Source organism: Cupriavidus sp. CPT47-8839-RL05A, assembly GCF_058792255.1.
Window position 1 is genome coordinate 18,564 of sequence record NZ_JBYTEG010000024.1, and the last position, 26,185, is coordinate 44,748.

General features: G+C 68.4%; 24 protein-coding genes. 7 read left to right on the forward strand and 17 right to left on the reverse strand.

The window, feature by feature from the left end; genetic code table 11:
* The first annotated feature begins 91 nt into the window (after window positions 1–91).
* A complete protein-coding gene (locus AC3WVS_RS25470) occupies window positions 92–514 on the forward strand; it encodes a hypothetical protein (protein ID WP_492320832.1) in 423 nt (140 codons plus the stop codon).
* A gap of 55 nt (window positions 515–569) precedes the next feature.
* Here the strand turns inward: AC3WVS_RS25470 and ftsB are convergent, their stop codons facing one another.
* The 12 genes from ftsB to edd all read right to left on the reverse strand — a co-directional run bounded on the left by ftsB (window position 570) and on the right by edd (window position 13,560).
* Window positions 570–911: a cell division protein FtsB gene (gene ftsB, locus AC3WVS_RS25475; protein WP_010808995.1), complete on the reverse strand. Its 342-nt coding sequence runs from the start codon at window positions 909–911 to the stop codon at window positions 570–572.
* Between the two features lie 169 nt (window positions 912–1,080).
* A complete protein-coding gene (eno, locus tag AC3WVS_RS25480; protein ID WP_492320833.1) occupies window positions 1,081–2,370 on the reverse strand; it encodes a phosphopyruvate hydratase in 1,290 nt (429 codons plus the stop codon).
* 88 nt (window positions 2,371–2,458) lie between these two features.
* A complete protein-coding gene (locus tag AC3WVS_RS25485) occupies window positions 2,459–2,752 on the reverse strand; it encodes a DUF1330 domain-containing protein (RefSeq protein ID WP_492320834.1) in 294 nt (97 codons plus the stop codon).
* An 82-nt stretch (window positions 2,753–2,834) separates the two neighbouring features.
* Window positions 2,835–3,704, reverse strand: coding sequence for a 3-deoxy-8-phosphooctulonate synthase (kdsA, locus tag AC3WVS_RS25490; RefSeq protein ID WP_492320835.1), 870 nt, complete (start codon window positions 3,702–3,704; stop codon window positions 2,835–2,837).
* Between the two features lie 28 nt (window positions 3,705–3,732).
* The gene (pyrG, locus tag AC3WVS_RS25495) at window positions 3,733–5,385 is read right to left on the reverse strand and encodes a CTP synthase (RefSeq protein ID WP_492320836.1); all 1,653 of its coding nucleotides are present in this window, start codon (window positions 5,383–5,385) and stop codon (window positions 3,733–3,735) included.
* Window positions 5,386–5,524: 139 nt separating this feature from the next.
* Window positions 5,525–6,331, reverse strand: coding sequence for an alpha/beta fold hydrolase (locus AC3WVS_RS25500; protein ID WP_010809000.1), 807 nt, complete (start codon window positions 6,329–6,331; stop codon window positions 5,525–5,527).
* A gap of 22 nt (window positions 6,332–6,353) precedes the next feature.
* Window positions 6,354–7,175: a proteasome-type protease gene (locus tag AC3WVS_RS25505; RefSeq protein ID WP_492320837.1), complete on the reverse strand. Its 822-nt coding sequence runs from the start codon at window positions 7,173–7,175 to the stop codon at window positions 6,354–6,356.
* Between the two features lie 115 nt (window positions 7,176–7,290).
* Entirely contained in the window at window positions 7,291–8,130 is an 840-nt protein-coding gene (locus AC3WVS_RS25510) for a transglutaminase family protein (RefSeq protein ID WP_492320838.1), read from the reverse strand.
* Window positions 8,131–8,177: 47 nt separating this feature from the next.
* Entirely contained in the window at window positions 8,178–9,131 is a 954-nt protein-coding gene (locus AC3WVS_RS25515; RefSeq protein WP_010809003.1) for an alpha-E domain-containing protein, read from the reverse strand.
* Between the two features lie 67 nt (window positions 9,132–9,198).
* Window positions 9,199–10,674 carry a circularly permuted type 2 ATP-grasp protein gene (locus tag AC3WVS_RS25520; RefSeq protein WP_492320839.1) on the reverse strand — a complete coding sequence of 492 codons (1,476 nt, stop codon included), beginning with the start codon at window positions 10,672–10,674 and terminating at the stop codon, window positions 9,199–9,201.
* 334 nt (window positions 10,675–11,008) lie between these two features.
* Complete coding sequence (locus tag AC3WVS_RS25525; protein WP_492320900.1) at window positions 11,009–11,515, reverse strand: gluconokinase; 507 nt, start codon at window positions 11,513–11,515, stop codon at window positions 11,009–11,011.
* 149 nt (window positions 11,516–11,664) lie between these two features.
* A complete protein-coding gene (gene edd / locus AC3WVS_RS25530; protein ID WP_492320840.1) occupies window positions 11,665–13,560 on the reverse strand; it encodes a phosphogluconate dehydratase in 1,896 nt (631 codons plus the stop codon).
* Between edd and AC3WVS_RS25535 the strand changes: the two genes are divergently transcribed.
* Together AC3WVS_RS25535 and AC3WVS_RS25540 are read left to right on the forward strand one after the other, a co-directional pair.
* Complete coding sequence (locus AC3WVS_RS25535; protein ID WP_492320841.1) at window positions 13,559–13,771, forward strand: hypothetical protein; 213 nt, start codon at window positions 13,559–13,561, stop codon at window positions 13,769–13,771. The genes edd and AC3WVS_RS25535 overlap by 2 nt on opposite strands.
* 44 nt (window positions 13,772–13,815) lie before the next feature.
* Window positions 13,816–14,763 carry a MurR/RpiR family transcriptional regulator gene (locus AC3WVS_RS25540; RefSeq protein WP_492320842.1) on the forward strand — a complete coding sequence of 316 codons (948 nt, stop codon included), beginning with the start codon at window positions 13,816–13,818 and terminating at the stop codon, window positions 14,761–14,763.
* Window positions 14,764–14,775: 12 nt separating this feature from the next.
* Here AC3WVS_RS25540 and AC3WVS_RS25545 read toward each other — a convergent pair whose 3' ends face one another.
* The 4 genes from AC3WVS_RS25545 to AC3WVS_RS25560 form a co-directional block, all read right to left on the reverse strand.
* Window positions 14,776–17,190, reverse strand: a complete 2,415-nt coding sequence (locus AC3WVS_RS25545) for a DNA internalization-related competence protein ComEC/Rec2 (protein ID WP_492320843.1) — start codon at window positions 17,188–17,190, stop codon at window positions 14,776–14,778.
* Window positions 17,191–17,421: 231 nt separating this feature from the next.
* Window positions 17,422–18,255 (reverse strand): TatD family hydrolase, encoded by an 834-nt coding sequence (locus AC3WVS_RS25550; protein ID WP_492320844.1) that lies wholly within the window; start codon window positions 18,253–18,255, stop codon window positions 17,422–17,424.
* 12 nt (window positions 18,256–18,267) lie between these two features.
* Window positions 18,268–19,008: a lipoprotein-releasing ABC transporter ATP-binding protein LolD gene (lolD, locus tag AC3WVS_RS25555; RefSeq protein WP_492320845.1), complete on the reverse strand. Its 741-nt coding sequence runs from the start codon at window positions 19,006–19,008 to the stop codon at window positions 18,268–18,270.
* Window positions 19,001–20,251, reverse strand: coding sequence for a lipoprotein-releasing ABC transporter permease subunit (locus AC3WVS_RS25560; protein ID WP_492320846.1), 1,251 nt, complete (start codon window positions 20,249–20,251; stop codon window positions 19,001–19,003). The genes lolD and AC3WVS_RS25560 overlap by 8 nt, the downstream gene beginning before the upstream one ends.
* 136 nt (window positions 20,252–20,387) lie before the next feature.
* Here AC3WVS_RS25560 and AC3WVS_RS25565 point away from each other — a divergent pair, with 136 nt between their 5' ends.
* Together AC3WVS_RS25565 and recJ are read left to right on the forward strand one after the other, a co-directional pair.
* Complete coding sequence (locus tag AC3WVS_RS25565) at window positions 20,388–21,497, forward strand: hypothetical protein (RefSeq protein ID WP_492320847.1); 1,110 nt, start codon at window positions 20,388–20,390, stop codon at window positions 21,495–21,497.
* 61 nt (window positions 21,498–21,558) lie between these two features.
* Window positions 21,559–23,256, forward strand: a complete 1,698-nt coding sequence (gene recJ, locus AC3WVS_RS25570; RefSeq protein ID WP_492320848.1) for a single-stranded-DNA-specific exonuclease RecJ — start codon at window positions 21,559–21,561, stop codon at window positions 23,254–23,256.
* Window positions 23,257–23,283: 27 nt separating this feature from the next.
* Here the strand turns inward: recJ and AC3WVS_RS25575 are convergent, their stop codons facing one another.
* Window positions 23,284–23,994, reverse strand: coding sequence for a peptidoglycan DD-metalloendopeptidase family protein (locus AC3WVS_RS25575; RefSeq protein WP_492320849.1), 711 nt, complete (start codon window positions 23,992–23,994; stop codon window positions 23,284–23,286).
* A 191-nt stretch (window positions 23,995–24,185) separates the two neighbouring features.
* Between AC3WVS_RS25575 and prfB the strand changes: the two genes are divergently transcribed.
* Together prfB and AC3WVS_RS25585 are read left to right on the forward strand one after the other, a co-directional pair.
* A protein-coding gene (gene prfB, locus AC3WVS_RS25580) for a peptide chain release factor 2 (RefSeq protein WP_099045607.1) occupies window positions 24,186–25,290 on the forward strand; the annotation gives its coding sequence in 2 pieces (ribosomal slippage) (window positions 24,186–24,266 and window positions 24,268–25,290; 1,104 coding nt in all).
* 128 nt (window positions 25,291–25,418) lie between these two features.
* Window positions 25,419–26,177, forward strand: a complete 759-nt coding sequence (locus AC3WVS_RS25585; RefSeq protein WP_492320850.1) for an SDR family oxidoreductase — start codon at window positions 25,419–25,421, stop codon at window positions 26,175–26,177.
* Window positions 26,178–26,185: the final 8 nt, after the last annotated feature.

Genomic DNA, 26,185 nt, shown 5'->3' on the forward strand with positions numbered 1-26,185 from the left:
GGCGGCACGGCGGAAACAACCGCCTTGCCGTCCTGTCCAACGGCTGTACGATGGCAGCATCCAGCTGCCGCAAGCAAGCCTGAGTACAGCCATGTCCGCCCGAGCCACCCCCTCCCTGCCTGAATCCCCTGCCATCGTGCCGGCCGTGCTGCGCGCCATTGCCGCCTGCGCCGCGACCGGCGCACTGCTGCTGGCCACAGGCTGCGCTGAGCTGCCGCGCGACGCCAACGGCTCGCCGCCCACGGCGCGGCTGGCGCCCAACGCCATCCCGCCAGCGCCGCTGACGGCCGACGACAAGCAGAAGCTCGACACGCTGAACCAGGAGATTCTGCGCGAGCAGGCCGCCGCGATCGCGCTCGACCAGCAGGCCGCGGCGGCGCGCGCGGCTTATGGCTATCCGAACACCAGCTGGAACCTGTATTACGGGGGATGGGGTGGCGGCCGCTGGGGCGGCGGCGTCAGCGTCGGCATGCCCGGCTGGGGCTGGGGCGGTTATCCGTACGGCTGGTGGTGACAGGCAGGCGGCGGGCTGGATCCAAGTCCACCGACAGCGAGAGGCAAGACGCCCCTTAGTGGCCGCCTCTTCCGGCGACCGAATTCGCCGGCGGCGGCAACGGCGGCGTGGCGCTGACCTTGGGCGCCGGCGCGACAAACTGCACGAAGACCTCGCCTTCCCTCACCATGCCCAGCTCATAGCGGGCACGTTCCTCGATCGCGCCGGTGCCGTCCTGCAGGTCGGCGACTTCGCCTTCCAGCTTGGCGTTGCGCAGCTTGAGCGTCTGGTTGCGGGTGCCCTGCTCGGTCAGTTGCCGGTTCAGGTCCCATACGCGCAGCCATCCGCCCTTGCCCAGCCAGAGTGGGTACTGGATGGCAAGCAACAGCACGAACAACAGCAGCGAGATCAGGCGCATGAAAGATGGCGGACAGGAAATTCCGCACAATGATCTGCGAACTCAGCCTAGAAGGCAATTGCCAGGCAGATTTCGATACAAAAACGGCGGCGGCCAGGGAATCCCTGGCCGCCGCCATTCCATCCGCTTGCTGCCGCTCCCGCGCAAGCGGGAACGGCGGGGCAAGGTGTCAGCGCAGGTTGTAGAACGCGCCCTTGCCCGGGTAGCTGGCGATATCGCCCAGGTCTTCCTCGATGCGCAGCAGCTGGTTGTACTTGGCCATGCGGTCCGAGCGCGACAGCGAGCCGGTCTTGATCTGGCCGGCGTTGGTGCCCACGGCGATGTCGGCAATGGTGCTGTCTTCGGTTTCGCCCGAGCGGTGCGAGATCACGGCGGTGTAGCCGGCGCGCTTGGCCATCTCGATGGCAGCAAAGGTTTCGGTCAGCGTGCCGATCTGGTTGATCTTGATCAGGATCGAGTTGCCGATGCCCTTCTCGATGCCTTCCTTCAGGATCTTGGTGTTGGTGACGAACAGGTCGTCGCCCACCAGCTGCACGCGCTTGGCCAGCTTCTCGGTCAGCGTCTTCCAGCCGTCCCAGTCGCCTTCGGCCATGCCGTCCTCGATCGACACGATCGGGAACTTGTCGCACAGGTTGGCCAGGTAGTCGGCGAACTGGGTCGACGACAGCTTCAGGCCTTCGCCCTCCAGCTGGTACACGCCTTCGCCTTCGTGGTAGAACTCGCTGGCGGCGCAGTCCAGCGCCAGCAGCACGTCTTCACCGGCGCGGTAGCCGGCCTTCTCGATGGCCTGCACGATGGTGTTCAGGCATTCCTCGTTGGACGAGAAGTTCGGGGCGAAGCCGCCCTCGTCGCCCACCGCGGTGGACATGCCCTTGTCGGCCAGGATCTTCTTCAGCGCGTGGAAGATCTCGGCACCGCAACGCAGCGCTTCGCGGAAGCTGGTCTGCGACACCGGCATGACCATGAATTCCTGGATGTCCAGGCTGTTGTTGGCGTGCGCGCCGCCGTTGACGATGTTCATCATCGGCACCGGCAGCTGCATCGCGCCCGAACCGCCGAAGTAGCGGTACAGCGGCAGGCCGGCTTCTTCAGCGGCGGCCTTGGCCACGGCCATCGACACGGCCAGCATGGCGTTGGCGCCCAGGCGGCCCTTGTTCTCGGTGCCGTCGAGGTCGATCAGGGTGCGGTCCAGGAAGGCCTGCTCGGAGGCATCTAGGCCCATGATGGCTTCGGAGATTTCGGTGTTGATGTGCTCGACAGCCTTCAGCACGCCCTTGCCCAGGTAGCGGCTCTTGTCGCCGTCACGCAGCTCGATGGCTTCGCGCGAACCGGTCGACGCGCCCGACGGCACTGCCGCACGGCCCATCACGCCGGATTCCAGCAGCACGTCGCATTCGACGGTGGGGTTGCCGCGCGAGTCGAGAACCTCGCGACCGATGATATCTACGATTGCACTCATGAATTCCTCTCTGACTGTTGATTCTTGCTGCTGCTGATTACTTCAACCTGTGCCCGTGTCAGGCGCATGTCAAACTGCCCGACAACCCTCAGGCAGCGCCTTCCACCACGATCATGTTCATCTTTGCCGCGTGCTCGCGCGCCTTGCGGGCGGCGCGATAGGCTTCGCCGTCGTGGAACGACTTGGCGGCTTCATAGCTGGGGAATTTCAGCACCACGACGCGGGCCGGCGCCCACTCGCCTTCCAGCGGCTCGGTCTTGCCGCCGCGCACGAGTACCTCGGCGCCATGGATCTGCATGGCCTTGCTCGAGAGCACCTTGTATTCCTCGTACTGCTGGGGGTCGGTCACGTCGACGTAGGCGATGATAAAGCCCGCGGCCATGGAGAATCTCCCGATTTTTTGTATTGTCTTTCGATATGGTTTGTCACCACCGGCATTGCGGTGGTGACAAAACCGGGCCGGCTCAGGCGCAGGCCGGCCAGCCGAAGTTGTCTTCCAGGAAGCCGGCGCGCTTGACCAGCGTGTCCAGGTCCTTGAGCACGGCCAGCAGTTCCTTCATGCGCGACAGCGGCACCGCGTTGGGGCCATCGGACATGGCCTTGCTCGGGTCCGGGTGCGTTTCCATGAACAGGCCCGCGATGCCGGTGGCGACGGCGGCGCGCGACAGCACCGGCACGAACTCGCGCTGGCCGCCCGAGCTGGTGCCCTGGCCGCCCGGCAGCTGCACCGAGTGGGTGGCGTCGAACACCACCGGGGCACCGGTCTCGCGCATGATCGCCAGCGAGCGCATGTCGGACACAAGATTGTTGTAGCCGAACGAGACACCACGCTCGCAGGCCATGAAGACATCGTCAGGCAGACCGGCTTCGCGCGCGGCGTCGCGCGCCTTGTCGATCACGTTCTTCATGTCGTGCGGCGCCAGGAACTGGCCCTTCTTGATATTCACCGGCTTGCCGCTCTGGGCGCAGGCACGGATGAAATCGGTCTGGCGGCACAGGAAGGCCGGCGTCTGCAGCACGTCGACCACGGCGGCGACGGGCTTGATCTCGTCGATCTCGTGGATGTCGGTCAGCACCGGCACGCCGATCTCGCGCTTGACCGTCGCCAGGATCTCCAGGCCCTTCTCCATCCCCAGGCCGCGGAACGACTTGCCCGAAGACCGGTTGGCCTTGTCGAACGACGACTTGTAGATGAACGGGATGCCCAGTTCAGCGGTGATCGCCTTGAGCTCGCCGGCCGTATCCAGCGCCATCTGCTCCGACTCGATCACGCACGGACCCGCGATCAGGAAGAACGGCTGGTCGAGGCCGGCCTCGAATCCACAGAGTTTCATGACTGTCTCTCCTGCTTGCCGCCGGGGCTTACGCGCCCTTGCGCTGCTGGCTGGCCAGCGCGGCTTCGACGTAGGCCTTGAACAGCGGGTGGCCGTCGCGCGGCGTCGAGGTGAATTCCGGGTGGAACTGCACGCCGACGAACCAAGGGTGCATCGACTCGGGCAGCTCCATCATTTCCGGCAGGTTCTCGGTCGGCGTGCGCGCCGAGATCACCATGCCGGCCTTTTCCAGCGTCGGCACGTAGTGGTTGTTGACCTCGTAGCGGTGACGGTGGCGTTCGTTGACCTCGGCACCGTAGATCGTCGCGGCCTTGGTGCCTTCCTTGACCGGCACGCGCTGGGCGCCCAGGCGCATGGTGCCGCCCAGGTCGGAATCGGCCGAGCGCTGCTCGACCTTGCCTTCGCGGTCGACCCACTCGGTGATCAGCGCGACCACGGGGTGTTCGGTTTCCAGGTTGAACTCGGTCGAGTTGGCATCGGTCATGCCGGCCAGGTGGCGGGCAAACTCGATCACGGCCAGCTGCATGCCCAGGCAGATGCCCAGGTACGGGATCTTGTTCTCGCGGGCGTACTGGATCGCGCGGATCTTGCCTTCCGTGCCGCGCTTGCCGAAGCCGCCCGGCACCAGGATGGCGTCGAGGGGGGCCAGCACTTCGAGGTGGCCCGATTCCAGTTCCTCGGAATCGATGTACTCGATGTTGACGCGCGTGGCGGTGTGCATGCCGGCGTGGCGCAGCGCCTCGATCAGCGACTTGTACGACTCGGTCAGGTCGACGTACTTGCCGACCATGCCGATGGTGATCTCGTGCTCGGGATTTTCCTGGGCATTGACCAGCTTCTGCCACATCGACAGGTCGGCCGGCTTGGGGTCCAGGCGCAGCTCCTCGCAGATCAGACGGTCCAGGCCCTGCTCGTTGAGCATCTGCGGGATCTTGTAGATGCTGTCCGCATCCCACACCGAAATCACGGCGTCTTGCGGGATATTGGCGAACAGCGAAATCTTGGCGCGCTCGTCGTCAGGGATCGGGCGGTCGGCGCGGCACAGCAGCGCGGTCGGCGAGATGCCGATTTCGCGCAGCTTCTGCACCGAGTGCTGGGTCGGCTTGGTCTTGAGCTCGCCGGCGCTGGCAATGAACGGCACCAGCGTCAGGTGCACGAAGGCGCAGTGGTTGCGGCCCATGCGCAGGCTCATCTGGCGCGCGGCTTCCAGGAACGGCAGCGATTCGATGTCACCCACGGTGCCGCCGATTTCGACCAGCGCCACGTCGGCCTTGCCGTCGTGCGACGCCGCGGCGCCCTTCTCGACGAAAGCCTGGATCTCGTTGGTGATATGCGGGATCACCTGCACGGTCTTGCCCAGGTATTCGCCGCGGCGCTCCTTGCGGATCACCGATTCGTAGATCTGGCCGGTGGTGAAGTTGTTCGACTTGCGCATCTTGGCCGAGACGAAACGCTCGTAGTGGCCGAGATCCAGGTCGGTTTCAGCACCGTCTTCCGTGACAAACACCTCGCCATGCTGGAAAGGGCTCATCGTGCCGGGATCGACGTTGATGTAGGGATCTAGCTTGAGGAGGGTGACTTTGAGGCCGCGCGACTCAAGAATGGCCGCGAGCGAGGCAGCAGCGATGCCCTTGCCGAGAGAAGAGACGACGCCACCGGTGACGAAGACGAATTTGGTCATAAACCGAGCTTGCCGGGGAAATCGGGATTATACATGAGAGCCCGATTCCCGCCGACCCGGAAATTGTGACAGCCCCCCTCCTCGGCGGGGCTGCAACAGGCTTTCCCGGTGCGTTGCGGCGCATGCGCCGCACCCCGCCTCAGCGCCCCTCGCGGCGCATCGCGCCGATCAGGTCGCGCACCAGCTGCGCCGTCTCCTGCGGCCGCTCCATCGGGTACAGGTGGCCGCCCTCGATAAAGCGCAGGTTCGGGCCGACCAGCTTGCGAGTGGCACCCAGCCCGCACTGGCGCACCTCGCGCGAACGCGTGCCGGCGACAAAGCCGACCGGCACCGGAGCGCCGCGCGCCACCTTGCGCCCCAGGCTGGTCGGCAGCGTGCGGTAGATCCAGTATTCGACCTCGCGGTCAAAGCGCAGCCGCCGCTCGTTGTCCTTGCCGGTCGGCTCGGTGCCGTGGATGGCGTAGTCGCGCAGCACCTCCTGGTCCCACACCGCGAAGTTGGGCTTGGCGCGGAAGTGTTCCCAGACCGCCTCGGCGTCCGGCCAGTGGGTGCGCCGGTTTTTGGTCACCGCCGCCGGGCCGGGCTTTTCGTCCATGCCGAACATCTGGGCGGTCTTCAGCAGCGACGCGCGCCAGCCGGCAATGATCGGCGAATCCAGCATCACCACGCCGCGCACGCGCTCCGGGCGCCGCAGCGCCGCCATCAGCGACAGGAAGCCGCCCAGCGAATGGCCCACCAGCCACACCGGCTCGTGGTACTGGCGGTCGATCTCACCGAGCAGCTCCTCCACCAGGTGCGGCCAGCCGCGCGTCACCGGGAATTCGGGCTTGTGCCCGTAGCGGTCCACGGCGCGGAATTCGAAGTCGCCGTCCAGTTCGCCGAACAGCTTGCGGTAGGTGGTCACCGGAAAGCCGTTGGCATGCGAAAAATGAATGATCTCGCGCATCGCTTGTTTCCTCGCCCGGCCCTCAGTCCTGGGTACGCGACGGATTGCGCTTGGCGCGCACCGGCTGGCCCCAGCGGTCGGCCTCGCCGGGACGCGCCAGCGAGAATTCGGCGGGCGCGCCGGGATCCCACTCGGGATTGTGGATCTCGCCAAAGACCTGGCGCAGGCGCTGCCCCCAGGTGTCGCGGATCATGCGGAAGTAGGCGTTGCGCTCGTCGATGTTGACGAAGCGCGTCACGCACAGCGTATCGGCCTCATAGACCAGCAGGTCCAGCGGCAGGCCGACCGAGATATTCGACTTGAGCGTCGAATCCATTGAGATAAGCGCGCATTTGGCCGCCTCGGCCAGCGGCAGCGACGGGTGCACCACGCGGTCGACGATGGGCTTGCCGTACTTGGCCTCGCCGATCTGGAAGTAGCAGTTCTCGGGCGTGGCCTCGACAAAATTGCCGGCCGCGTAGATGTTGAACAGCCGCACGCGTTCACCGCGCACCTGGCCGCCGAAGATCAGGCTGACATTGAATTCGATGCCGGCATCGCGCAGCGCATGCGCATCGCGCTTGTGCACCTGGCGCACCGCCTCGCCGACGATGGAAGCGGCCTCGAACATGTCGCGCGCGGTCCACAGCGAGCGCTTCTCGTCATGGTTCTCGGCCAGGATCTGGCGCACCGACTGGCTGATCGCCAGGTTGCCGGCGGTCATCAGCACCATCACGCGGTCGCCGGGCTCTTCGAACACCGTCATCTTGCGCGACGTGGAGATGGCATCTACCCCCGCATTGGTGCGGGAATCGGACAGGAATACCAGGCCGGCATCCAGCCGCATGGCTACACAGTAAGTCATGGTCTTGTTTTGGTGTGCTTTGCGGCGGCCGGAAGTGGCCAGCCGATGGCCTGCATACCCCGGATTCTAGCGCCGGTATCGCAGCACAGCCCCCTGTCTGGAATCAGGCACCTAATCAGGTAAAAAGCGGCGTGATACTCACATTGACTTCAAGCGTCTCGCCGGAACCCCCTTCCAGGATGCCCCTGACTGGTGCAGCCGACGCATAATCGCGCCCCACCGCGAGGCGTATATGACGCTCGTCGGTCAGGCAGCCGTGGGTGATGTCGACGCTGCACCACACCTCGCGCGCCGGGTCCAGGCATACGTCGGCCCAGGCATGGCTGGCCATCTCGATCGCGGCCGGATCGTAGAAGTATCCGCTCACATAGCGTGCCGGGATACCGAGCGCCCGGCACGCCGCCACCATCACCTGCGCCTGGTCCTGGCACACGCCGCTGCCCAGGCTGAAGGCTTCGGCCGCCGAGGTGCCGACGTCGGTGGTGTTGGGCTTGTAGCGCACCCGCTCCGCAATTCCCTGGGCCAGCGCCAGCAGCGCCGGAATCTCGTGCCCGGCCGCCAGGAACGGTGCGGCAAACGCCTGCATCTCCGGCGGTGCCGAGGTCAGTGGCGTGCTGCCGAGGAAGTACAGCGGCGACACCCGGGATTCGCCGGGGGGCGGAGCGTCGCAGAACGCATGGTGGCCGTCCCGGTCGAGGTCGCCATGCGGCGGCAGCACTTCCACCTCGCCGCTGGCTTCGATCGAGATGGTGCCGGTCGGTCCGGCCACCGTGAAGTTGTGCACGATATTGCCGAAGCCGTCGCGCGCCGCCGACGGATTGCCAGGCGCGACCAGTTGCCAGCGGTGCACCGTCTGCAGCGGGCCCGAACGCGGCTCGAGCCGCACTTCGTGCACGCTGCGGCGCACCGGCTCGGCGTAGCGGTAAACAGTATGGTGGTGGATCTTGTATTTCACGGTATCAGGGCGCGGCGGCGGCACATGGAGCCTGCCGGCGGCCCATTTCAGGCAGCCAGCAGCGGCACGAGGAAGTCCCGGCTGATGCCATTGCCGAGATCGCCGATGCGCTCCAGGAAGCTGGTCAGGTACGCGTGCAGGCCGACCGCGAAAATATCGTCGATGCGCGCGTACTTCAGGTCGGCGTGGAGTTTACCAGCCTGGCGCTCGGTTTCCGCTGATTGCTGGTTGCGCACCGTATGCAGGATGGCCACCACCTCGTCCATGCTCGACACCAGCGAGCGCGGCATGTCGGGCCGCAGGATCAGCAGCTCGGCCACGCGCTGCGGCGTAATGACCGCGCGATAGACCTTGCGGTAGACCTCGAAGCCCGATACCGAGCGCAGCACCGCGGCCCAGTGATAGAAATCGTTCTGGTCGCGGTTGGCATCGCTCTCGTCGCTGCCCGATGCCTGGAACTTGACGTCGAGGATCCGCGCGGTGTTGTCGGCGCGCTCCAGGAATGTGCCCAGCCGCATGAAGTGGAAGGCATCGTCCTTGAGCATGGTGCCGAACTGGACCCCGCGCGCCAGGTGCGAGCGGAACTTGACCCATTCAAAGAACGCCGACGGGTCTTCCTTCAGCACGCCGTCGGCGATCAGGCGCTGCACCTCCAGCCAGGTGGTGTTGACGGTCTCCCAGACCTCGGTGGTCAGCGAGCCGCGCACCGCGCGCGCGTTCTCGCGCGCCGCGCGCAGGCAGCTCATGATGGACGAGGCGTTGGTCATGTCGCGCACCATGAAGTCGATCACATCGTCGCGCGACAGCAGTCCGTACTTGTGGTCGAAGACGTCGGTCAGCTCGGAGATATCGAGCATGGCCCACCAGCCCTGCTCGGCCACCTCGGCCGATTGCGGCAGGAGCGAGGTCTGGTAGTTGACGTCGAGCATGCGCGCAGTGTTCTCCGCGCGCTCGGTGTAGCGGGCCATCCAGAACAGGTGGTCGGCGGTGCGGCTCAGCATGTGGGCTCTCCTGGCGTGGCGGCGGTCGCCATGGCGGTCGTTGCGGCGGTCATCACGTGGTTCGCGTTCATCGTTCCAGCACCCAGGTGTCCTTGGTGCCGCCCCCTTGCGAGGAATTCACCACCAGCGAGCCTTCGCGCAGCGCCACGCGGGTCAGCCCGCCTGGCACCATGCGCACCTCCTTGCCCGACAGCACGAACGGGCGCAGGTCGATATGGCGCGGCGCGATGCCCGACTCCACATAGGTCGGGCAGGTCGACAGCGCCAGCGTCGGCTGCGCGATGTACTGCTCCGGGCGCGCCTTCACCACTTCGCGGAAGGCATCGATCTCGGCCCGCGTGGCGGCCGGGCCGACCAGCATGCCGTAGCCGCCGGCGCCGTGGGTCTCCTTGACCACCAGTTCTTCCATATGGTCCAGCACGTACTGCAGGTCGTCCGGGCGCCGGCACATATAGGTCGGCACGTTGCTGAGGATGGCCTCTTCGCCCAGGTAGAAGCGGATCATGTCGGGCACGTACGGATAGATCGACTTGTCGTCGGCCACGCCCGTGCCGATGGCGTTGCAGATGGTCACGTTGCCGGCGCGGTAGACCGACAGCAGGCCGGCCGCGCCCAGCGAGGAGTCGTGGCGGAACACCAGCGGGTCGAGGAAGTCGTCGTCGACGCGGCGGTAGATCACGTCGACGCGCTGCGGGCCCTGCGTGGTGCGCATGAACAGGTGGTCGTCCTCGACGAAGAGATCGCTGCCTTCGACCAGTTCCACGCCCATCTGCTGCGCCAGGAAGGCATGCTCGAAGTAGGCCGAGTTGTACATGCCCGGCGTCAGCACCACCACGGTGGGATCGGCAATGGCCTGCGGCGACACCCCGCGCAGCATGTCGAGCAACAGGTCAGGATAGTGGGCCACCGGCGCCACGCGGTTGCGCGCGAACAGGTCCGGGAACAACCGCATCATCATCTTGCGGTTTTCCAGCATGTACGACACACCCGAGGGCACGCGCAGGTTGTCTTCCAGCACGTAGAACTCGCCCTCGCCGGCGCGCACCACATCGATGCCGGCCACGTGCGCATAGATGTCGTGCGGCACGTTGACGCCTAGCATCTCGGGCCGGTACTGGGCGTTGTTGTAGATCTGGTCGGGCGGGATCACGCCGGCGCGGATGATGTCCTGGCCGTGGTAGATATCGTGGACAAAGCGGTTGAGCGCGGCCACGCGCTGGCGCAGCCCTTTTTCCAGCAGCGCCCATTCGCTGGCCGGGAAGATGCGCGGGATCACGTCGAACGGAATGGTGCGTTCGGTGCCGCTGTTGGCTTCATCCTTGTCGCCGTAGACGGCAAAGGTAATACCCACGCGCCGGAAGATCAGGTCGGCCTCGGCGCGCTTGTTGCCCATCGTGCCTTCAGACTGCCGCGCCAGCCAGTCAGCGAAATGCCGGTAATGCGCGCGCACCGCGCCTTCAGGCAATGCCTGCCCCGCCTGGATAACCCATTGCGCCCTGTCCGTGCGCCAGTCCAGCATCTCGTCGAAATACCGCCCCGCCATGATGGCCGTTCCTCCATGTCGCGGGCTTCCGGTGCTACCGCTTCACTGCGACTTCGGGGTCGCTACCGGCTGCCCTGGTTTTGCCCTGGCTTTCCTGTCCCCAGCCCGCCGCGCCTGCCCGTTCGGGACGCTCACGGCGATACTGTCGAGTCACTGGCCCTTTCAGCATACCCGTACCGGCGAAACCCGCAAGCTGGCGGGTGCCGGCCGGCACGGAAAGTGAACTAGCAAGATGTCTGCCAGCGCACGCAAAAACGGCCGCCAGCCAAGCTGGCGGCCGCTTGCGGGCTGCACGGGCACGGGGCCGGCCGGAACGGTCGGCGAGGTCAGCAGGTCAGCGCGCCGCGGCGGCGCCCTGCGGCACCGTGGCCTGCAGGATGGTGGCGACCAGCGCCTCGGGCGACTGGCGGATGTCGAGCACCAGCGCGTCGCTGGGCTCTTCCAGCGTATCGAACTGGCTTTGCAGCAGGTCGGGGTTGAAGAAGTGTTCCGTGCGCGCGGACAGGCGCGTGCCGATCAGCGATGCATCGCCCTTCATGAAGACGAAGGTCACGCCGCCGTCGGGCGGGGTCAGCCGGTCGCGGTAGGCCTGGCGCAGTGCCGAGCAGGTGAACACATGGGTGCGGCCTTCGGCCCGGGCCGCGTCGATGGCTGCGCGCATGGCCGCCAGCCACGGCCAGCGGTCTTCGTCGGTCAGCGGGACGCCGGCGTGCATCTTGGCCTTGTTGGCGTCGCTGTGGAATGCATCGGCGTCATGGAAGCCGCAGCCCAGTCGCTGCGCCAGCAACTGGCCGACCGTGGTCTTGCCGCTGCCGGAAACGCCCATCAGGATATAGATCATGTCTGCTCCGTCGGTCTTGGTATCGGATGGTGTCGCCATCCTTGTCTGTCCTTGTCGGTCCAGCTGGACGTCCTTGCGGCGGCGCAAAGACGCCCGGGGGCGCTGCCGCCCCGCAGGGAACTTCAGGGGAAAATCGGCCTCAGGCCTGGCTATTGTGCGACGGTTTGCGCCGCTGCGGTACGTTGGCGCCCGCCTGCGCCGGCCCCGGCATCCGCCTCGGACAGGTCAAGTGCGCTGCCGCCCTCTTCCGCGATGCGCGCGTGGCGCCGGAACAGGCCGAACAGGCCGCGCCCCAGGCTGAATTGCGCGAAATCGTCGTCCGGCGCCGCGGCCAGCTCGCGCGCCGCGAATTCGCCTTCGTCGCCCAGCCACTGCAGCGTGCCGGCAACGGCATCGACACGGATGCGGTCGCCGTCGCGCACGCGCGCGAGCGCGCCGCCGGCCAGCGCCTCGGGGCCGACGTGGATCACCGCCGGCACCTTGCCCGACGCGCCGGACATGCGGCCGTCGGTCACCAGCGCCACCTTGTGGCCGGCGTCCTGCAGCGCGCCCAGCACCGGGGTCAGGCGGTGCAGCTCGGGCATGCCGTTGGCATTCGGCCCCTGGAAACGCACGACCGCGACCAGGTCGCCGGTCAGCTCGCCCGCATCGAAGGCCGCCTGCAGCGCCTCTTGCGCATCGAACACCCGCACCGGGGCTTCGACCACGCGGTGCTCCGGCGCCACCGCCGAGACCTTGATCACGCCGCGGCCCAGGTTGCCCTGCATCAGCCGCAGCCCGCCCTCGGCCGAGAAAGGCTCCGCGGCCGTCGCCAGCACCTGTGCGTCGCCGCTGTGCGCCGCGCCGTCGCGCCAGCGCAGCACGCCGTCGGTCATCACCGGTTCCTGCGCATAGCGGGCCAGCCCGGGGCCGGCCACGGTCTGCACGTCCTCGTGCAGCAGGCCGGCCTGCAGCAGTTCGCGGATGACGAAACCGGCGCCGCCCGCGGCATGGAAGTGGTTCACATCGGCCGAGCCATTCGGGTAGACGCGCGCCAGCAGCGGCGTGATGCGCGACAGCAGGTCGAAATCGTTCCAGTCGATGACGATGCCCGCGGCGCGCGCCATCGCCACCAGGTGGATGGTGTGGTTGGTGGAGCCGCCGGTCGCCAGCAGGCCGACCATGGCGTTGGCAATGGCGCGTTCGTCAACAATGCGCGCCAGCGGCAGGTATTCGTCGCCGCGCGCGCGCAGGGCGATCGCGCGTTGCGCGGCCGCCGCGGTCAGCGCATCGCGCAGGCCGCTGTCCGGGTGCACGAAGGCCGCGCCCGGCAGGTGCAGGCCCATGATTTCCATCAGGAACTGGTTGCTGTTGGCGGTGCCGTAGAAGGTGCAGGTGCCGGCGCCGTGGTAGGCCTGGCATTCGGCTTCGAGCAGCGCGTCGCGCCCGACCTGGCCGGTGGCGTAGAGCTGGCGCACGCGCGCCTTCTCCTTGTTGGGCAGCCCGCTGGCCATCGGGCCCGCCGGCACGAACACCATCGGCAGGTGGCCGAACTGCAGCGCGCCCATCAGCAGGCCGGGCACGATCTTGTCGCACACGCCCAGCATCAGCGCCGCATCAAAGGTGTTGTGCGACAGCGCCACCGCGGTGCCCATCGCAATCGCATCGCGCGAGAACAGCGACAGCTCCATGCCCGGGTTGCCCTGCGTGATGCCGTCGCACATCGCCGGCACGCCGCCCGCCACCTGCGCCACCGCGCCCACCGCGCGCGCGGCCTCGCGGATCACGGCGGGGTAGCGCTCGTACGGCTGGTGCGCCGACAGCATGTCGTTGTACGCGGTGACGATGCCCAGGTTGGGAGCATGGTCGACGCGCAGCTTCAGCTTGTCGTTGGCCGGCAGTGCGGCAAAGCCGTGCGCCAGGTTGGCGCAGGACATGCCGCGCAGCGGCCCCAGTTCAGCCTGGGCACGCTCGCAGCGGGCAAGGTAGGCGGCGCGGCTGGCGCGGCTGCGCGCAACGATGCGCTCGGTGACGGCAAGAAGCTCGGCATGGACGGCAGAAGGCATGGCGGAGACGTTCCTTGTGGGCTTGGTGGCGGCGCGGCAATACCGCGCCATCGATTGTAGATTTTCTACAGATCACCGCCATTATACCGAGCGCGAGCACCCCGTCGACCCGCTCATGCATCACAATTGCGCAGAAATTCCCGGAATCATGGCAAACCCCGAGGGCGGACGACGCACCATTTCGGGCAAGATGCGGCGCCATCCGATGTAGAATCTCTACATATCCGCAACCCCAGACACTGCCTCCCTGCCGCCATGCGCGACCGAATCCTAGCCGTCTACGACACGCTCCGCCCTTCTGAACGCCGCCTGGCCGACTATGTCGCCCGGCATGGCGCCGCCGTGATCCGGCTGTCGATGCCCGAGCTGGCCGAGCGCGCCGGCGTGTCGCAGCCCACCATCGCGCGCTTCTGCGCGGCGCTGGGCTACGACGGCTTCCGCGAATTCAAGCTGCAGTTCGCGCAGAACGTCGGCGGCGGCACACCCTTCGTGCACCAGGATGTCGCGGCCGACGACCGCCCCGCGGACATCGCCGGCAAGGTCTTCGACCGCACCATTGCCACGCTGATGAGCGTGCGCAACGCGCTGTCGGCCGACCAGATCGAGCATGGCATCCAGCTGCTCGCCGGCGCGCGCCGTATCGAGTTCTACGGCTGCGGCAACTCCGGCATCGTCGCGCTGGACATCCAGCACAAGTTCTTCCGCCTGGGCATGCCGACGGTTGCGTATTCCGACCCGCACGTATTCAGCATGTCGGCCGCGCTGCTCGCCCGTGGCGACGTGGCCGTGCTGGTCTCCAACAGCGGCCGCACCTGGGACATGCTGACCGCTGCCACGCTTGCGCGCAGCAGCGGCGCCAGCGTGCTCGCGATCACCCATAGCGGCTCGCCGCTGGCGCGGCTGGCCGACGTCTGCGTGTTCTCCGACGTCGAGGAAGACAGCGAGGTCTACACGCCGATGACCTCGCGCATCAGCCACCTGGTGCTGGGCGACGTCCTGGCCGCAGGCGTGGCGCTGGCGCGCGCCGACACCGTCGCGCCGCGCCTGCAGCGCGCCAAGGCGCATCTGCGCGAACGGCGCATCGCCGGTGCCGAGCCGGCCCGGCCAGTACCGCCGGCACGAAACCGCGCCAGGCCCGTCGTGGCCGAGCCAGCCCCGCCCGCGCCGCCCGCCACCCGCACGCGCCGCCGCAAGGCCAGCTGACTCGATAGTGTTCTAACGCGGCGCCGGCGGTCGCGCCCGCCAGTAGCGCGGCTGCGCCTGCCGGAACATCGACAAGGCAAAGCCCCCGGGCGCAGTGTCCATGGTCACCGCGCCGGTTTCATCGGTCCGGTAGCGCAGGACGCCCGCGCGGCCGTAGCGCTCCCACACCTCGCCGCTCGGGTGGCGATAGCGGTTGGCATAACCCAGCTGGAACACCGCCGCCGACGGGCGCACCGCCTCCAGCCAGGCTGCGCCGGACGAGGTGCCGCTGCCATGGTGGGCCACCACCAGCACGTCGGCACGCAGCGCCTCGGCCGGCAACCTGTCGATCAACGCAAGCTCCTGCGCCACGCCGATATCGCCGGTCAGGAGCAGGCTGTGCGCCGCCGCATCCACGCGCAGCACGCAGCTGCGCGCATTGCTGGCAATGGCGGCCTGCTGCGCCTGCTCCGCGAGCGGATGCAGCACGGTAAAGCGCACGCCGTCCCACTCCCATTGCTGGCCCGCCGCGCATGGCGGCCAGTCATTGGCCGCCGACCCAAGCAGGACGTGACCGGCAGGCGCGCCGGTGCTGCGCGCGGCCACCGCCACCGCCGCCGCGACGTCCGCCACGCCGCCGGCATGATCGGTGTCTTCATGGCTGACCATCAGGTGGTCGAGCCGGCCGATCCCCTCGCCCCGCAGCAATGGCACCACCACCTGCGCACCGGCGCTGGATCCCGACCCATAGGCCGGCCCGGCGTCATACAGCAGCGCATGCGCGCGCGTCCGCACCAGCACCGCCGTGCCCTGCCCCACGTCCAGCATCACGGCGCGGAACTCGCCGTGCGCAACCGGTGGGCCGCGCGCCAGCAGCATCGGCAGCATCAGCAGCCCGCCATGCAGGCGCACGCGCGCGGAAGCGACCGGCGCGACCAGCAACCCGACCCCGAGCGCGGCCAGCACCAGCGCCAGGGGCCCCGCGCTGGCCGCTTCCCACATCGCCCATGGCAGCGCGGAAAGCCAGCCCAGCACCGCGGCCAGCGCCACCATGGCCTGGTGGGCCACCGCCAGCACCGGCCCGGCCAGCGCCATCGGCAAGGCCGCGCCGAGCAGTGCCAGCGGCGTCACCAGCAAGCTGACGAGCGGGATCGCCACCGCATTGGCCAACGGCGACACCACCGATACCTGGCCGAACAGCAGCAACGTCAGCGGCACCAGCCCGATGGTCACGGCCCACTGCGTGCGCACCGCGGCGGCGAGCGCGGACCGCAGGCGTTGCCAGTGCCCTTGCGCCGAAGCATCGCGGCCGACGCGGGCCGCGAAGAAGATCACCGCCACCGCGCCGAAGGACAGCCAGAAGCCGGGCAACATCACCGCCCACGGATCCAGCAGCAATGCCACCAGCGCCGCCCAGGCCAGCACCACCGAGGCGGGCGGCGCACGCGCACCCCACACCGCAATGGCCGCCACGCAGAGCATGGCCACGGTGCGCAGCGCCGGGATCTGCATGCCGGCCAGCAGGCCGTAAGCCAGCGCACTGGCCACGGCCGCCACCAGCGCGGCCTGCCGGGCCGGCAGCCGCAGCGGTAACGGCCGGCGCAGCCAGCGGCCGAGTCCGAACGAATGGCGCCACAGCAGCCGGGCAAGCGACGCCGCCATGCCGGCGATCATGGTGATATGCAGCCCGGAGATCGCGACCAGATGGCTGACGCCGGTGCGCCGGAACAGTTGCCAGTCGTCCGCATCGATGCCGCGCTGGTCGCCGATGACCAGCGCGATCAGCACCGCGCCGAAGCGCGCATCGGCCGGCAGCGCCGCGCGCAGGTGAGCGCGCACGGCGGCGCGCCAGGCTTCTATCTGCCACGCCAGCCGCTCTCGTGATGCATCCTGGGACGAGCCCCGTGCACTGCGCACATAGCCGGTGGCGCCGTAGTCTTGCGCCAGCAGCCAGTAGGCATAGTCGAAGCCGAAAGGATTGGCCAGTCCGCGCGGACGCCGCAGGCGCAGGGTCAGCGCGAGGCGCTGCCCGGGACGCAGGTCCTGCGGCGCACCGCGCCAGTTGAGGATCACGCGGCGAGGCAGAGGCTGGCCCGCTTCACCCTGCTCAACAGTGAAAGCAAAACGCGTCCCGGTGGCGGCATCCGCCGGCAGCCCCGACACCACGCCGCGCACGTCGAGATCGCGTGCCTCCAGCGCAGCCGGCAGCCAGTCGCGCATGCGCAGTTCGGCCCGCCAGGCCGCCCAGCAGAAGGCGGCGCCGAACGCCAGCCCGGCAAGCGCCAGGCCATGCAGCACGACATGCAGGCGCCTGCCCCACAAGGCAATGCCGAGAGCCACCAATGCCAGCGCCACAGCACCGAGGTGCAGGCCATCCTGCGGCGGCAATGTTGACTGCTGCTGCAGCGTCCAGCATCCCGCGACGAAAGCCACCACGAACCAGCGCACCACAACTCTCCTGCGTGTTTTGCACAGAGAGGGTTGTACCGCCGCAGTGGGGCTGGAACCTTGTCAGGCTGTCAGGAGGAAGTGAAGTTATGTGACTGGCATCTGTGGATGCATGCCAGGGATTGGGAGGTAATGAGGTACTGCCAGCACCGGCCCCCTCCCCCGGCCCCTCTCCCGCTCGCGGGAGAGGGGAGCAAACCGCGGGCAATGTGAATGCGGGACCCGTTAACTTCAGCCCGGCCGCGGCGCCATGCTATCTGCAAACGCTGCCAGCCGCGGCATCGCATCCACGGCATTGCGCCACGTCGCCTGCGCCAGCGTCATCGCATCTATGCCGCGCAATTCAGCCATCACACGCGCCACGCCCGCCACCTCCGCCGGCGTGTTGCGCGCCTTGTGCTGTTCGCCGAACTGATCGTCAGACAGCCACGCCGGCGCAATATCGGGTGCGTCGGTTTCCAGCACCAGCGACTCCAGCGGCAGCTCCGTCGCCAGCCGGCGGATCTGCCGCGCACGGCTGAAAGTGACGTTGCCGCCGAAGCCGAGCTTCAGGCCCTGCTCGACAAAGCGCCGCGCCTGTTCATTGCTGCCGTTGAAGGCGTGGGCAATGCCGCGCTTCACGCCCAGCTTGCGCAGTTGCGCGCCAACCTGGTCCTGCGACTTGCGAACATGCAGCAGCACCGGCAGGTCAAATTCGCGCGCGATCTTCAGCTGCTCCGCGTAGAGCCAGGTCTGGTGCTCCGCATCCAGCCCCGCGACGAAGAAGTCGAGCCCGATCTCGCCGATGCCGACAAAGCGCGGGTCGCCCATGCTCGCCACCACCTCGCGCCGCAGCGTGTCAAGGTCGGCCTGGCCGGCACCGGGCGAGCACAGCGGATGGATGCCGAGCGCATAGACGCAGCGCGCATCGTGGCGCGCCAGCGCGCGCACGGCCTCGAAGTTCCACGCTGCCACCGCCGGCACCACGATGCCGCGCACGCCGGCGGCCTCGGCCGCGTCGGCCACCTGCTGGCGGTCAGCGTCGAACTCGCTGGCGTCGAGGTGGCAGTGGGTGTCGATCCACATGGGCCGGCCCGCTCAGCGTTCCTGGTGCAGGTGCCCGTCGCGCAGCCGCAGCACGCGGTCGCAGCGGCCGGCCAGGTCCAGGTCGTGGGTGACGATGATGAAGCTGGTGCCGAGCGTGCGCGACAGTTCCAGCATCAGGTCATAGACGCCCCCGGCGGTGTGGTCGTCGAGGTTGCCGGTGGGTTCGTCGGCCAGCACGCAGGCCGGCTGCCCCACCAGCGCGCGCGCGATCGCCACGCGCTGGCGCTCGCCGCCGGACAGCTCGCCCGGGCGGTGCTTCGCGCGCCCGCCCAGGCCCACGCGCTCCAGCATGGCCTGCGCCACGCCGCGCGCGTCATGCTGGGTCAGGCCGCGGATGCGCATCGGCATGGCCACGTTGTCCAGCGCGGTGAATTCCGGCAGCAGGTGGTGGAACTGGTAGACGAAGCCCAGCTGGCGGTTGCGCACCACGTTGCGCTCGCGCTCGCGCAGCGCCGTGAAGGGCTTGCCGAGCAGCGCGACGCGGCCGGAGTCGGGCTCATCCAGCCCGCCCAGCACATGCAGCAGCGTGCTCTTGCCCGAGCCCGAGGCGCCGACGATGGCAACCTTCTCGCCGGCATCGACGCGCACATCGACGCCGCGCAGCACGTCCACGTCGAGTTCGCCCTGGCGGAAATGCTTGGTCAGGCCCTCGGCCACCAGCACCGGCGAGCCGGTGCGCGGCTGGTCCGCGGCGGGCGTGGGGGTATCGGCGTGCAACACGGCTTCACTCATAGCGCAGCGCCTCCGCCGGGTTGACGCGGGCGGCACGCCAGCTGGGATAGAGCGTGGCCAGCGTGGCCAGCACGAAGGAGATGATGCCGATGGTGGCGATGTCGTTCACGCGGGGATCCGAAGGCAGTTCGCTGATGAAATAGATGTCGCGCGGCAGGAACTGCACGTGCAGCAGCCGCTCGATGAAAGGCACGATCACGTCGATATTGGTGGCGATCAGCGTGCCGCCGGCCACGCCCAGGATGGTGCCGATAAAGCCGATGGCCACGCCCTGCACGATAAAGATCTTCATGATCGAGCCGGGCTGCGCGCCCATGGTGCGCAGGATGGCGATATCGGCCTGCTTGTCGGTGACGGTCATCACCAGCGTCGACACCAGGTTGAACGCGGCCACTGCGATGATCAGCGTCAGGATGATGAACATCATGCGCTTCTCGGTCTGCACCGCGGCAAACCAGTTGCGGTTCTGCTTGGACCAGTCGCGCAGGTAGAGCTCGCCCGACATGGTGCCGGCCAGCTCGTTGGCCACCTGCGGCGCGCGCTGCATGTCCTGCAGCTTCAGGCGCACGCCGGTGGGGCCGCTCAGGCGGAACAGGGTCTCGGCGTCATGCATGTTGACCAGCGCCAGCGCGCTGTCGAACTCGAAATGCCCGGACGAGAACACGCCCACCACGGTGAACTGCTTGAGCCGCGGCAGCACGCCCGCCGGCGTGATGGTGCCCTGCGGCGCCACCAGCGTGACCTTGTCGCCGACCTGCACGCCCATGGCGTTGGCCAGTTCGTTGCCCAGCGCGATGCCGAAGCCGCCCGGCTCCAGCGCCGTCATGCTGCCGGCCCGGAACTGGCTGCCGATGTCGGAGACCTTGGGCTCCTGCGACGGCTCCACGCCGCGCAGCAGCACGCCGCGCACGGCGTCGTCGCGGGTCAGCATGGCCTGGGCCGCGACATAGGGCGCGGCGCCGGTCACTTCCTTGTTCTGCAAGGCTTCGGCCGCGGTCTTCTGCCAGTCCGGCAGCGCCGACGGGCCGATCACTTCGATATGCGCCAGCACCGACAGCATGCGGTCGCGCACTTCCTTCTGGAAGCCGTTCATCACCGACAGCACCACGATCAGCGCGGCGACGCCAAGGGCGATCCCGAACATCGAGATCATCGAGATGAACGAAATGAAGGTGTTGCGGCTGGCGCGCTTGCTTGCGCGGGTGTATCGCCAGCCGATCTGCCACTCGTAGGGAAAGTTCAAGAGGATTCCTGTTGTTTCGGGAAAGCGCCGGTGCCCGGTGGAGGGGCGCCGGCGGCACGCATGCGGGCCGTCGGGTGCGCCGCCTGCCTCTCGCAAGACTGGCGCCGGCCAGCCGGGAGTTTACAATCTCGCCACCATGATGACGCACCTGACCCTGATTGTGCCCTTTTCCGTCCCGCCGGGCGCCGGCGACGACGGCCGGGACGATGTCGTTCCCGGCGCGCTGCTGCGGCAGTTGGAGCTGCCCGCGCTCGGAAAGTTGCTGACCCGGGCCGAGCCCGGCCCGCGCGAGCGGCATGACGACCCCTTCCTGCGCAGCCTGCCGCAGGAGCGCTGGCTGGCCGGCAAGGCGGGGCTGGACCCGGTCCGGGTGCCGCTGGCGCCCTATATGCGGCTGGCCGACAGTGGCGGCGCCGTCCCCGCCACCCCCGATGGCCAGTCCTGGACCTGCCTGCAACCGGTGCACATCCACGCCGCGCGCGATCACCTGGTGCTGATGCCGCCCGCCCAGCTGGGCATCCGGCCGCAGGAGGCCGCGACCCTGCGCGCCGCCATCGACGAACTGCTGCTGGAATCGGGCATCGCGCTGGAATCGCCCTGCCCGCAGCGCTGGTACCTGCCCGAGGCCGTATTCGGCCCGCTGGAGGCGACCACGCCGCTGCGCGCCGCGGGCCGCAATATCGATATCTGGATGCAGGCCGGCGAACGCGCCCGCGACTGGCGCCGCCTGCAGAACGAGATCCAGATGACCTGGTATGACCACCGCGTCAACCAGGCCCGCGAGGCTGCCGGCGAGGCGCCGGTCAATTCGGTCTGGCTGTACGGCGGCGGCGCGCTGCAGCCGGTGCCGCGGCTGGCCGATACGGTGCTGAGCAACGATCCCTTCCTGAGCGGGCTGGCCCTGGCCGCGGGCAGCCGCGTGCTGCCGGTGCCGGCCGGCCTGGCTGGCGCCAGCGGGGTGGAGGGCACGGTGCTGGCCATGCTCGACAGCGCCACCGAAGCGCATATCGCCGAAGACTGGGGCCTCTGGCTGGACCGCATGCATGCGCTGGATGCCGACTGGTTCGCGCCGGCACTGGAAGCACTGGTGGCCGGCCAGGTCGGCGCCATCACGCTGGTGCTGGCCGGCGAGAACCACTTTGCCGAGTTCACCGTGCGCCGCGCCGACCTGCGCAAGTTCTGGCGCGGCATGGGCCAGCGCGGCGACTGGCGCGCGCTGCTGTCCGACCTCGCCTATGCCGCATAAAGCTGCCTGAAGCCGCCTGACACGCGCCGCCCCGACCGAAACCTCACCTGCCGCCCCGCCCATGACCCGGATCGCCATCCGCCAGTACTCTCCCGAACACGCCAGCTCGCTGGCCGCCGCCGGCCTGCACCCTACGCTGGCCCGCATCCTGGCCGCGCGCGGCGTGGCCCGCGCCGCCGAACTGGCCACCGACCTGCCCGAGCTGGTGCCGCCCGCGGCCATGAAGGGCATCGGCCACGCCGCGGCCTACCTGGCCGACGCCATCGGCGCCGGCAAGCGCCTGCTGATCGTGGCCGACTATGACTGCGACGGCGCCACCGCCTGCGCGGTGGGCGTGCGCGGGCTGCGCATGCTGGGCGCGCGGGTGGAATACATCGTGCCGAACCGCTTCGAGTACGGCTACGGCCTGACCCCGGAGATCGTGGCGCTGGCGGCCAGGCAGCAGCCGGACGTGATCGTCACGGTCGACAACGGCATCGCCAGCGTCGACGGGGTGGCCGCGGCCAATGCGCTGGGCATCGACGTGGTGGTGACCGACCACCACCTGCCGGGGTCAGAGCTGCCGCAGGCCGCGGTGATCGTCAACCCGAACCAGCCGGGCTGCGAATTCCCCAGCAAGAACCTGGCGGGCGTGGGCGTGATGTTCTACGTGCTGCTCGCGCTGCGCGCCGAACTGCGCCAGCGTGGCGTCTATACCCAGGCCGCGCAGCCGCCGCTGCAGACGCTGCTGGACCTGGTGGCGCTGGGCACGGTGGCCGACGTGGTCAAGCTGGATACCAACAACCGCATCCTGGTGGCACAGGGCCTGCGCCGCATGCGCGCCGGACGGATGCAGCCGGGCGTGGCGGCGCTGTTCCGCGCCGCCGGGCGCGAGGCGGCGCGCGCCAATACCTTCGACCTGGGTTTCGGGCTGGGTCCGCGCCTGAACGCGGCCGGCCGGCTGGCGGACATGTCGCTGGGCATTGAATGCCTGCTGACCGAAGATGCCAACCGCGCCTGGGAGATCGCGCAGGAGCTGGACAGCATGAACCGCGAGCGGCGCGACATCGAGGCCGGCATGCAGCAGGAGGCGCTGCAGATCCTGGAGCAGCCGCTGGCCGGCCCGGACCCGTCGGCGCGCTTCACCGTCAGCGTGTTCAACGACACCTGGCACCAGGGCGTGATCGGCATCGTGGCGTCGCGTCTGAAAGACAAGTTCCACCGCCCCACCATCACCTTCGCCCCCGGCGACGAGACCACCGTCAAGGGCTCGGGCCGCTCGATCCCCGGCTTCCACCTGCGCGATGCGCTTGACCTGGTGTCCAAGCGCCATCCCGGCATGCTGCTCAAGTTCGGCGGCCACGCCATGGCGGCCGGGCTGACCGTGCGCGCCGAGCGTTTTGCCGAGTTCCAGGAGGCCTTCGAGGCGGTCGGCCGCGAATGGCTGACCGACGACCAGCTGGCGCGCGTGATCGAGACCGATGGCGATATCGAGGACCAGTGCTTCAGCCCGGAATTCGTCACCCTGCTGGAGCAGCAGGTATGGGGCCAGGGCTTCCCGGCGCCGACCTTCTGCGGCGAGTTCGACGTGCTGCGCCAGAGCGTGCTCAAGGGCAAGCACCTGAAGCTGCAGCTCGGGCGCGGCAGCCAGCGCTTCGACGCGATCTGGTTCAACCATGCCGACTCGCTCGGCGCCAGCGCACAGGTGGCCTACCGGCTCGACAACAACACCTTCAACGGCGTCACCCGCGTGCAGCTGGTGATCGAACACGCGCAGTAGCGTGCTCCGGGGGCTTCCGCCCCCCGTTCAGCCCCGCGACGGCAGGTATGCAGCGGGATCCACTGGCTTGCCGTTGCCGCGCACCTCGAAGTGCAGCTCGCTCGGGCTCGCACCCATGCGGCCCACGTCCTGCCCTGCCGAGACCTGGGCGCCTTCCGTGACCAGCGGCTGGTCCAGGTTGCCGTAGACGGTCAGCCAGTCGTCGCTGTGCTTGACGATCACCAGCATGCCGTAGCCGCGCAGGTTGCCGACGTGGATGGCGCGCCCGGCGGCGGCCGCGCGCACCGCGCCGTTGGCCGGCACCGCGATGCTCAGGCCCTTGCTGGCCGGCGGCGAGAAGCCGGCGGTGACGCGCCCGTCGGCCGGCCATTGCAGGCGGATGCTGCTGGCGGGCGGCCGGGAGGCCGAGCCGCTGTCGACACGCGGGGTATCGGTCACGGCCTGGCCGGCCGAAGCACTGCCTGAGGCACCACCCGGCGGCCGCACGCGGATCAGCTGGCCCACCTCGATCTGGCCGGGGCTGGTGATGTCGCTGTTCCAGCGGGTCAGGTCGCGTACGCTGCGGCGGTGCTTGCGCGCGATCGAATACAGCGTGTCGCCGCGCTCGACGCGGTAGTAGCCGTCCGGCACGGGACCGCCCGTGGTGCCGCAGCCGGCCGCGACCGCGGCCGCGGCGGCCAGCAGCAGGCCCAGCGCGCGGCGCCGGCCTGGTTCGATGTCATGTCTGGTTTGCGTCATTCGTCCCTGTTCTTTGTCGTGCCGGGGGCGGCTTGCGACCCGTATTATCGCCGCGTGCATCGCCCGGCACCGGCGGATAGACCGCGCCGCGGCCAATCCGTTCGGTCCGCGGCCCGCCCGAGGCGGTCCGGAAGCCCCGGGTTGCCGCGCCGATCCGCTATAATTCGAGGTTTTCGAAGCGCAGGAACATCATGGAAGCAGAACGCCTCAACGCCATCTCCGGTGCCATCTCCGATCTCCGTTCGCGAACGGAAGATCTACGGGGGTATCTTTGACTACGATGTCAAAGTAGGAAGGCTGGACGAAGTCAACGGTTTGCTGGAAGACCCCGACGTCTGGAACAACCCCAAGCGGGCCCAGGACCTCGGCAAGGAAAAGAAGGCAATCGAGGGCGTGGTAAGCGTGCTCAGCAAGCTCACCGACGACCTCAGCGGCGCCGAAGAGCTGTTTGAGCTCGCCAGGGAAGAAGGCGACGACGACACCCTCGAAGCGATCGAGGCCGACGTCAAGGGCTTCGAGGAGATCGTCGCGGGCATGGAATTCCGCCGCATGTTCTCGGGCGAGATGGACCAGGCCAACGCCTTTATCGACATCCAGGCCGGCGCCGGCGGCACCGAAGCGTGCGACTGGGCCTCGATGCTGCTGCGCCAGTACCTGAAGTACTGCGAGCGCAAGGGCTTCAAGGCCGAGGTGCTGGAAGAGTCCGAAGGCGACGTGGCCGGCATCAAGAGCGCGACCATCAAGATCGAGGGCGAATACGCCTTCGGCTACCTGCGTACTGAAACGGGCGTGCACCGCCTGGTGCGCAAGTCGCCGTTCGATTCGTCGGGCGGGCGCCATACCTCGTTCTCGTCGGTGTTTGTCTACCCCGAGGTCGACGATTCGTTCGAGGTCGAGGTCAACCCGGCGGACCTGCGCGTGGACACCTACCGCGCCTCGGGGGCGGGCGGCCAGCACATCAACAAGACCGATTCGGCGGTGCGGATCACGCACATCCCGACCGGTATCGTGGTGCAGTGCCAGAACGACCGCTCGCAGCACCGCAACCGTGCCGAAGCCATGTCGATGCTGAAATCGCGCCTGTACGAGCACGAGATGCGCAAGCGCCAGGCCGAGGCCGACAAGCTCGAAGCCGGCAAGACCGACGTGGGCTGGGGCCACCAGATCCGCTCCTACGTGCTGGACCAGAGCCGCATCAAGGACCTGCGCACCAACGTGGAAATGTCCAACACCCAGAAGGTGCTGGACGGCGACCTGGACCCGTTCATCGAGGCCAGCCTCAAGCAGGGACTGTAAGGCCGAATCGGGCCGCCCGCCCCGCGCCCTCCGGCGCGGGGCGGCACCCGCGGCGGCACAGCAACATCACCGCAATCGCTGGATCATCGCTGTACCGCCGCAGCTGCGGCCTTTCCGACCGGGGCACCATGAGCGAAGCCAATCACCTCTACATCATCACCGGCGCCTCGCGCGGGCTGGGCGCGGCACTGACCAATGCCCTGCTCGTGCCGGGCAACCGACTGATCTGCGTGGCGCGCAGCCGCAACAGCGAGCTCGAGCGCATCGCCACCATGAGCGGCGTGCCGGTGGCCTGGCACCTGCACGACCTGTCGCAGGCCGGCCCCGCCGCAACCTGGCTCGCCAGCGTGCTCGATACGCTCGACCTCCCGCCGACCAGCGCCACGCTGATCCTGAACGCGGGCGTGGTCGAACCGATCGGCCCGGTCACGCGCCTGCAGGAGAAAACCCTGGTGCCGCACCTGCTGACCAACCTGGCGGCGCCGATGACGATGACCGCGGCGTTCCTGGAGCGCACCGAGAAGTTCGACTGCCCGCGCAAGGTGCTGGCGATCTCCTCCGGCGCGGCGCGCCGCCCGATCGAAGGCTGGAGCGCCTACTGCGCCGGCAAGGCCGGGCTGGACATGTTCATGCGCTCGGTCAACGCCGAGTACGCCCAGGCCGAAGCCCCGCGCACCGTGCGCGCAGTGGCGCTGGCCCCGGGCGTGATCGACACCGGCATGCAGGCCACCATCCGCAATGCCGACTTCGCCCAGGTGCAGCGCTTCCGCGAGCTGAAAGCCAATGAACAGCTGGCGTCGGCCGAGGAAACCGCCGGCCGCATCGTCGCCTACCTGCACCGCCCGGATTTCGGCAGCATCGAGCTGGACGATCTCCGCAACTACTAAGCCGCACC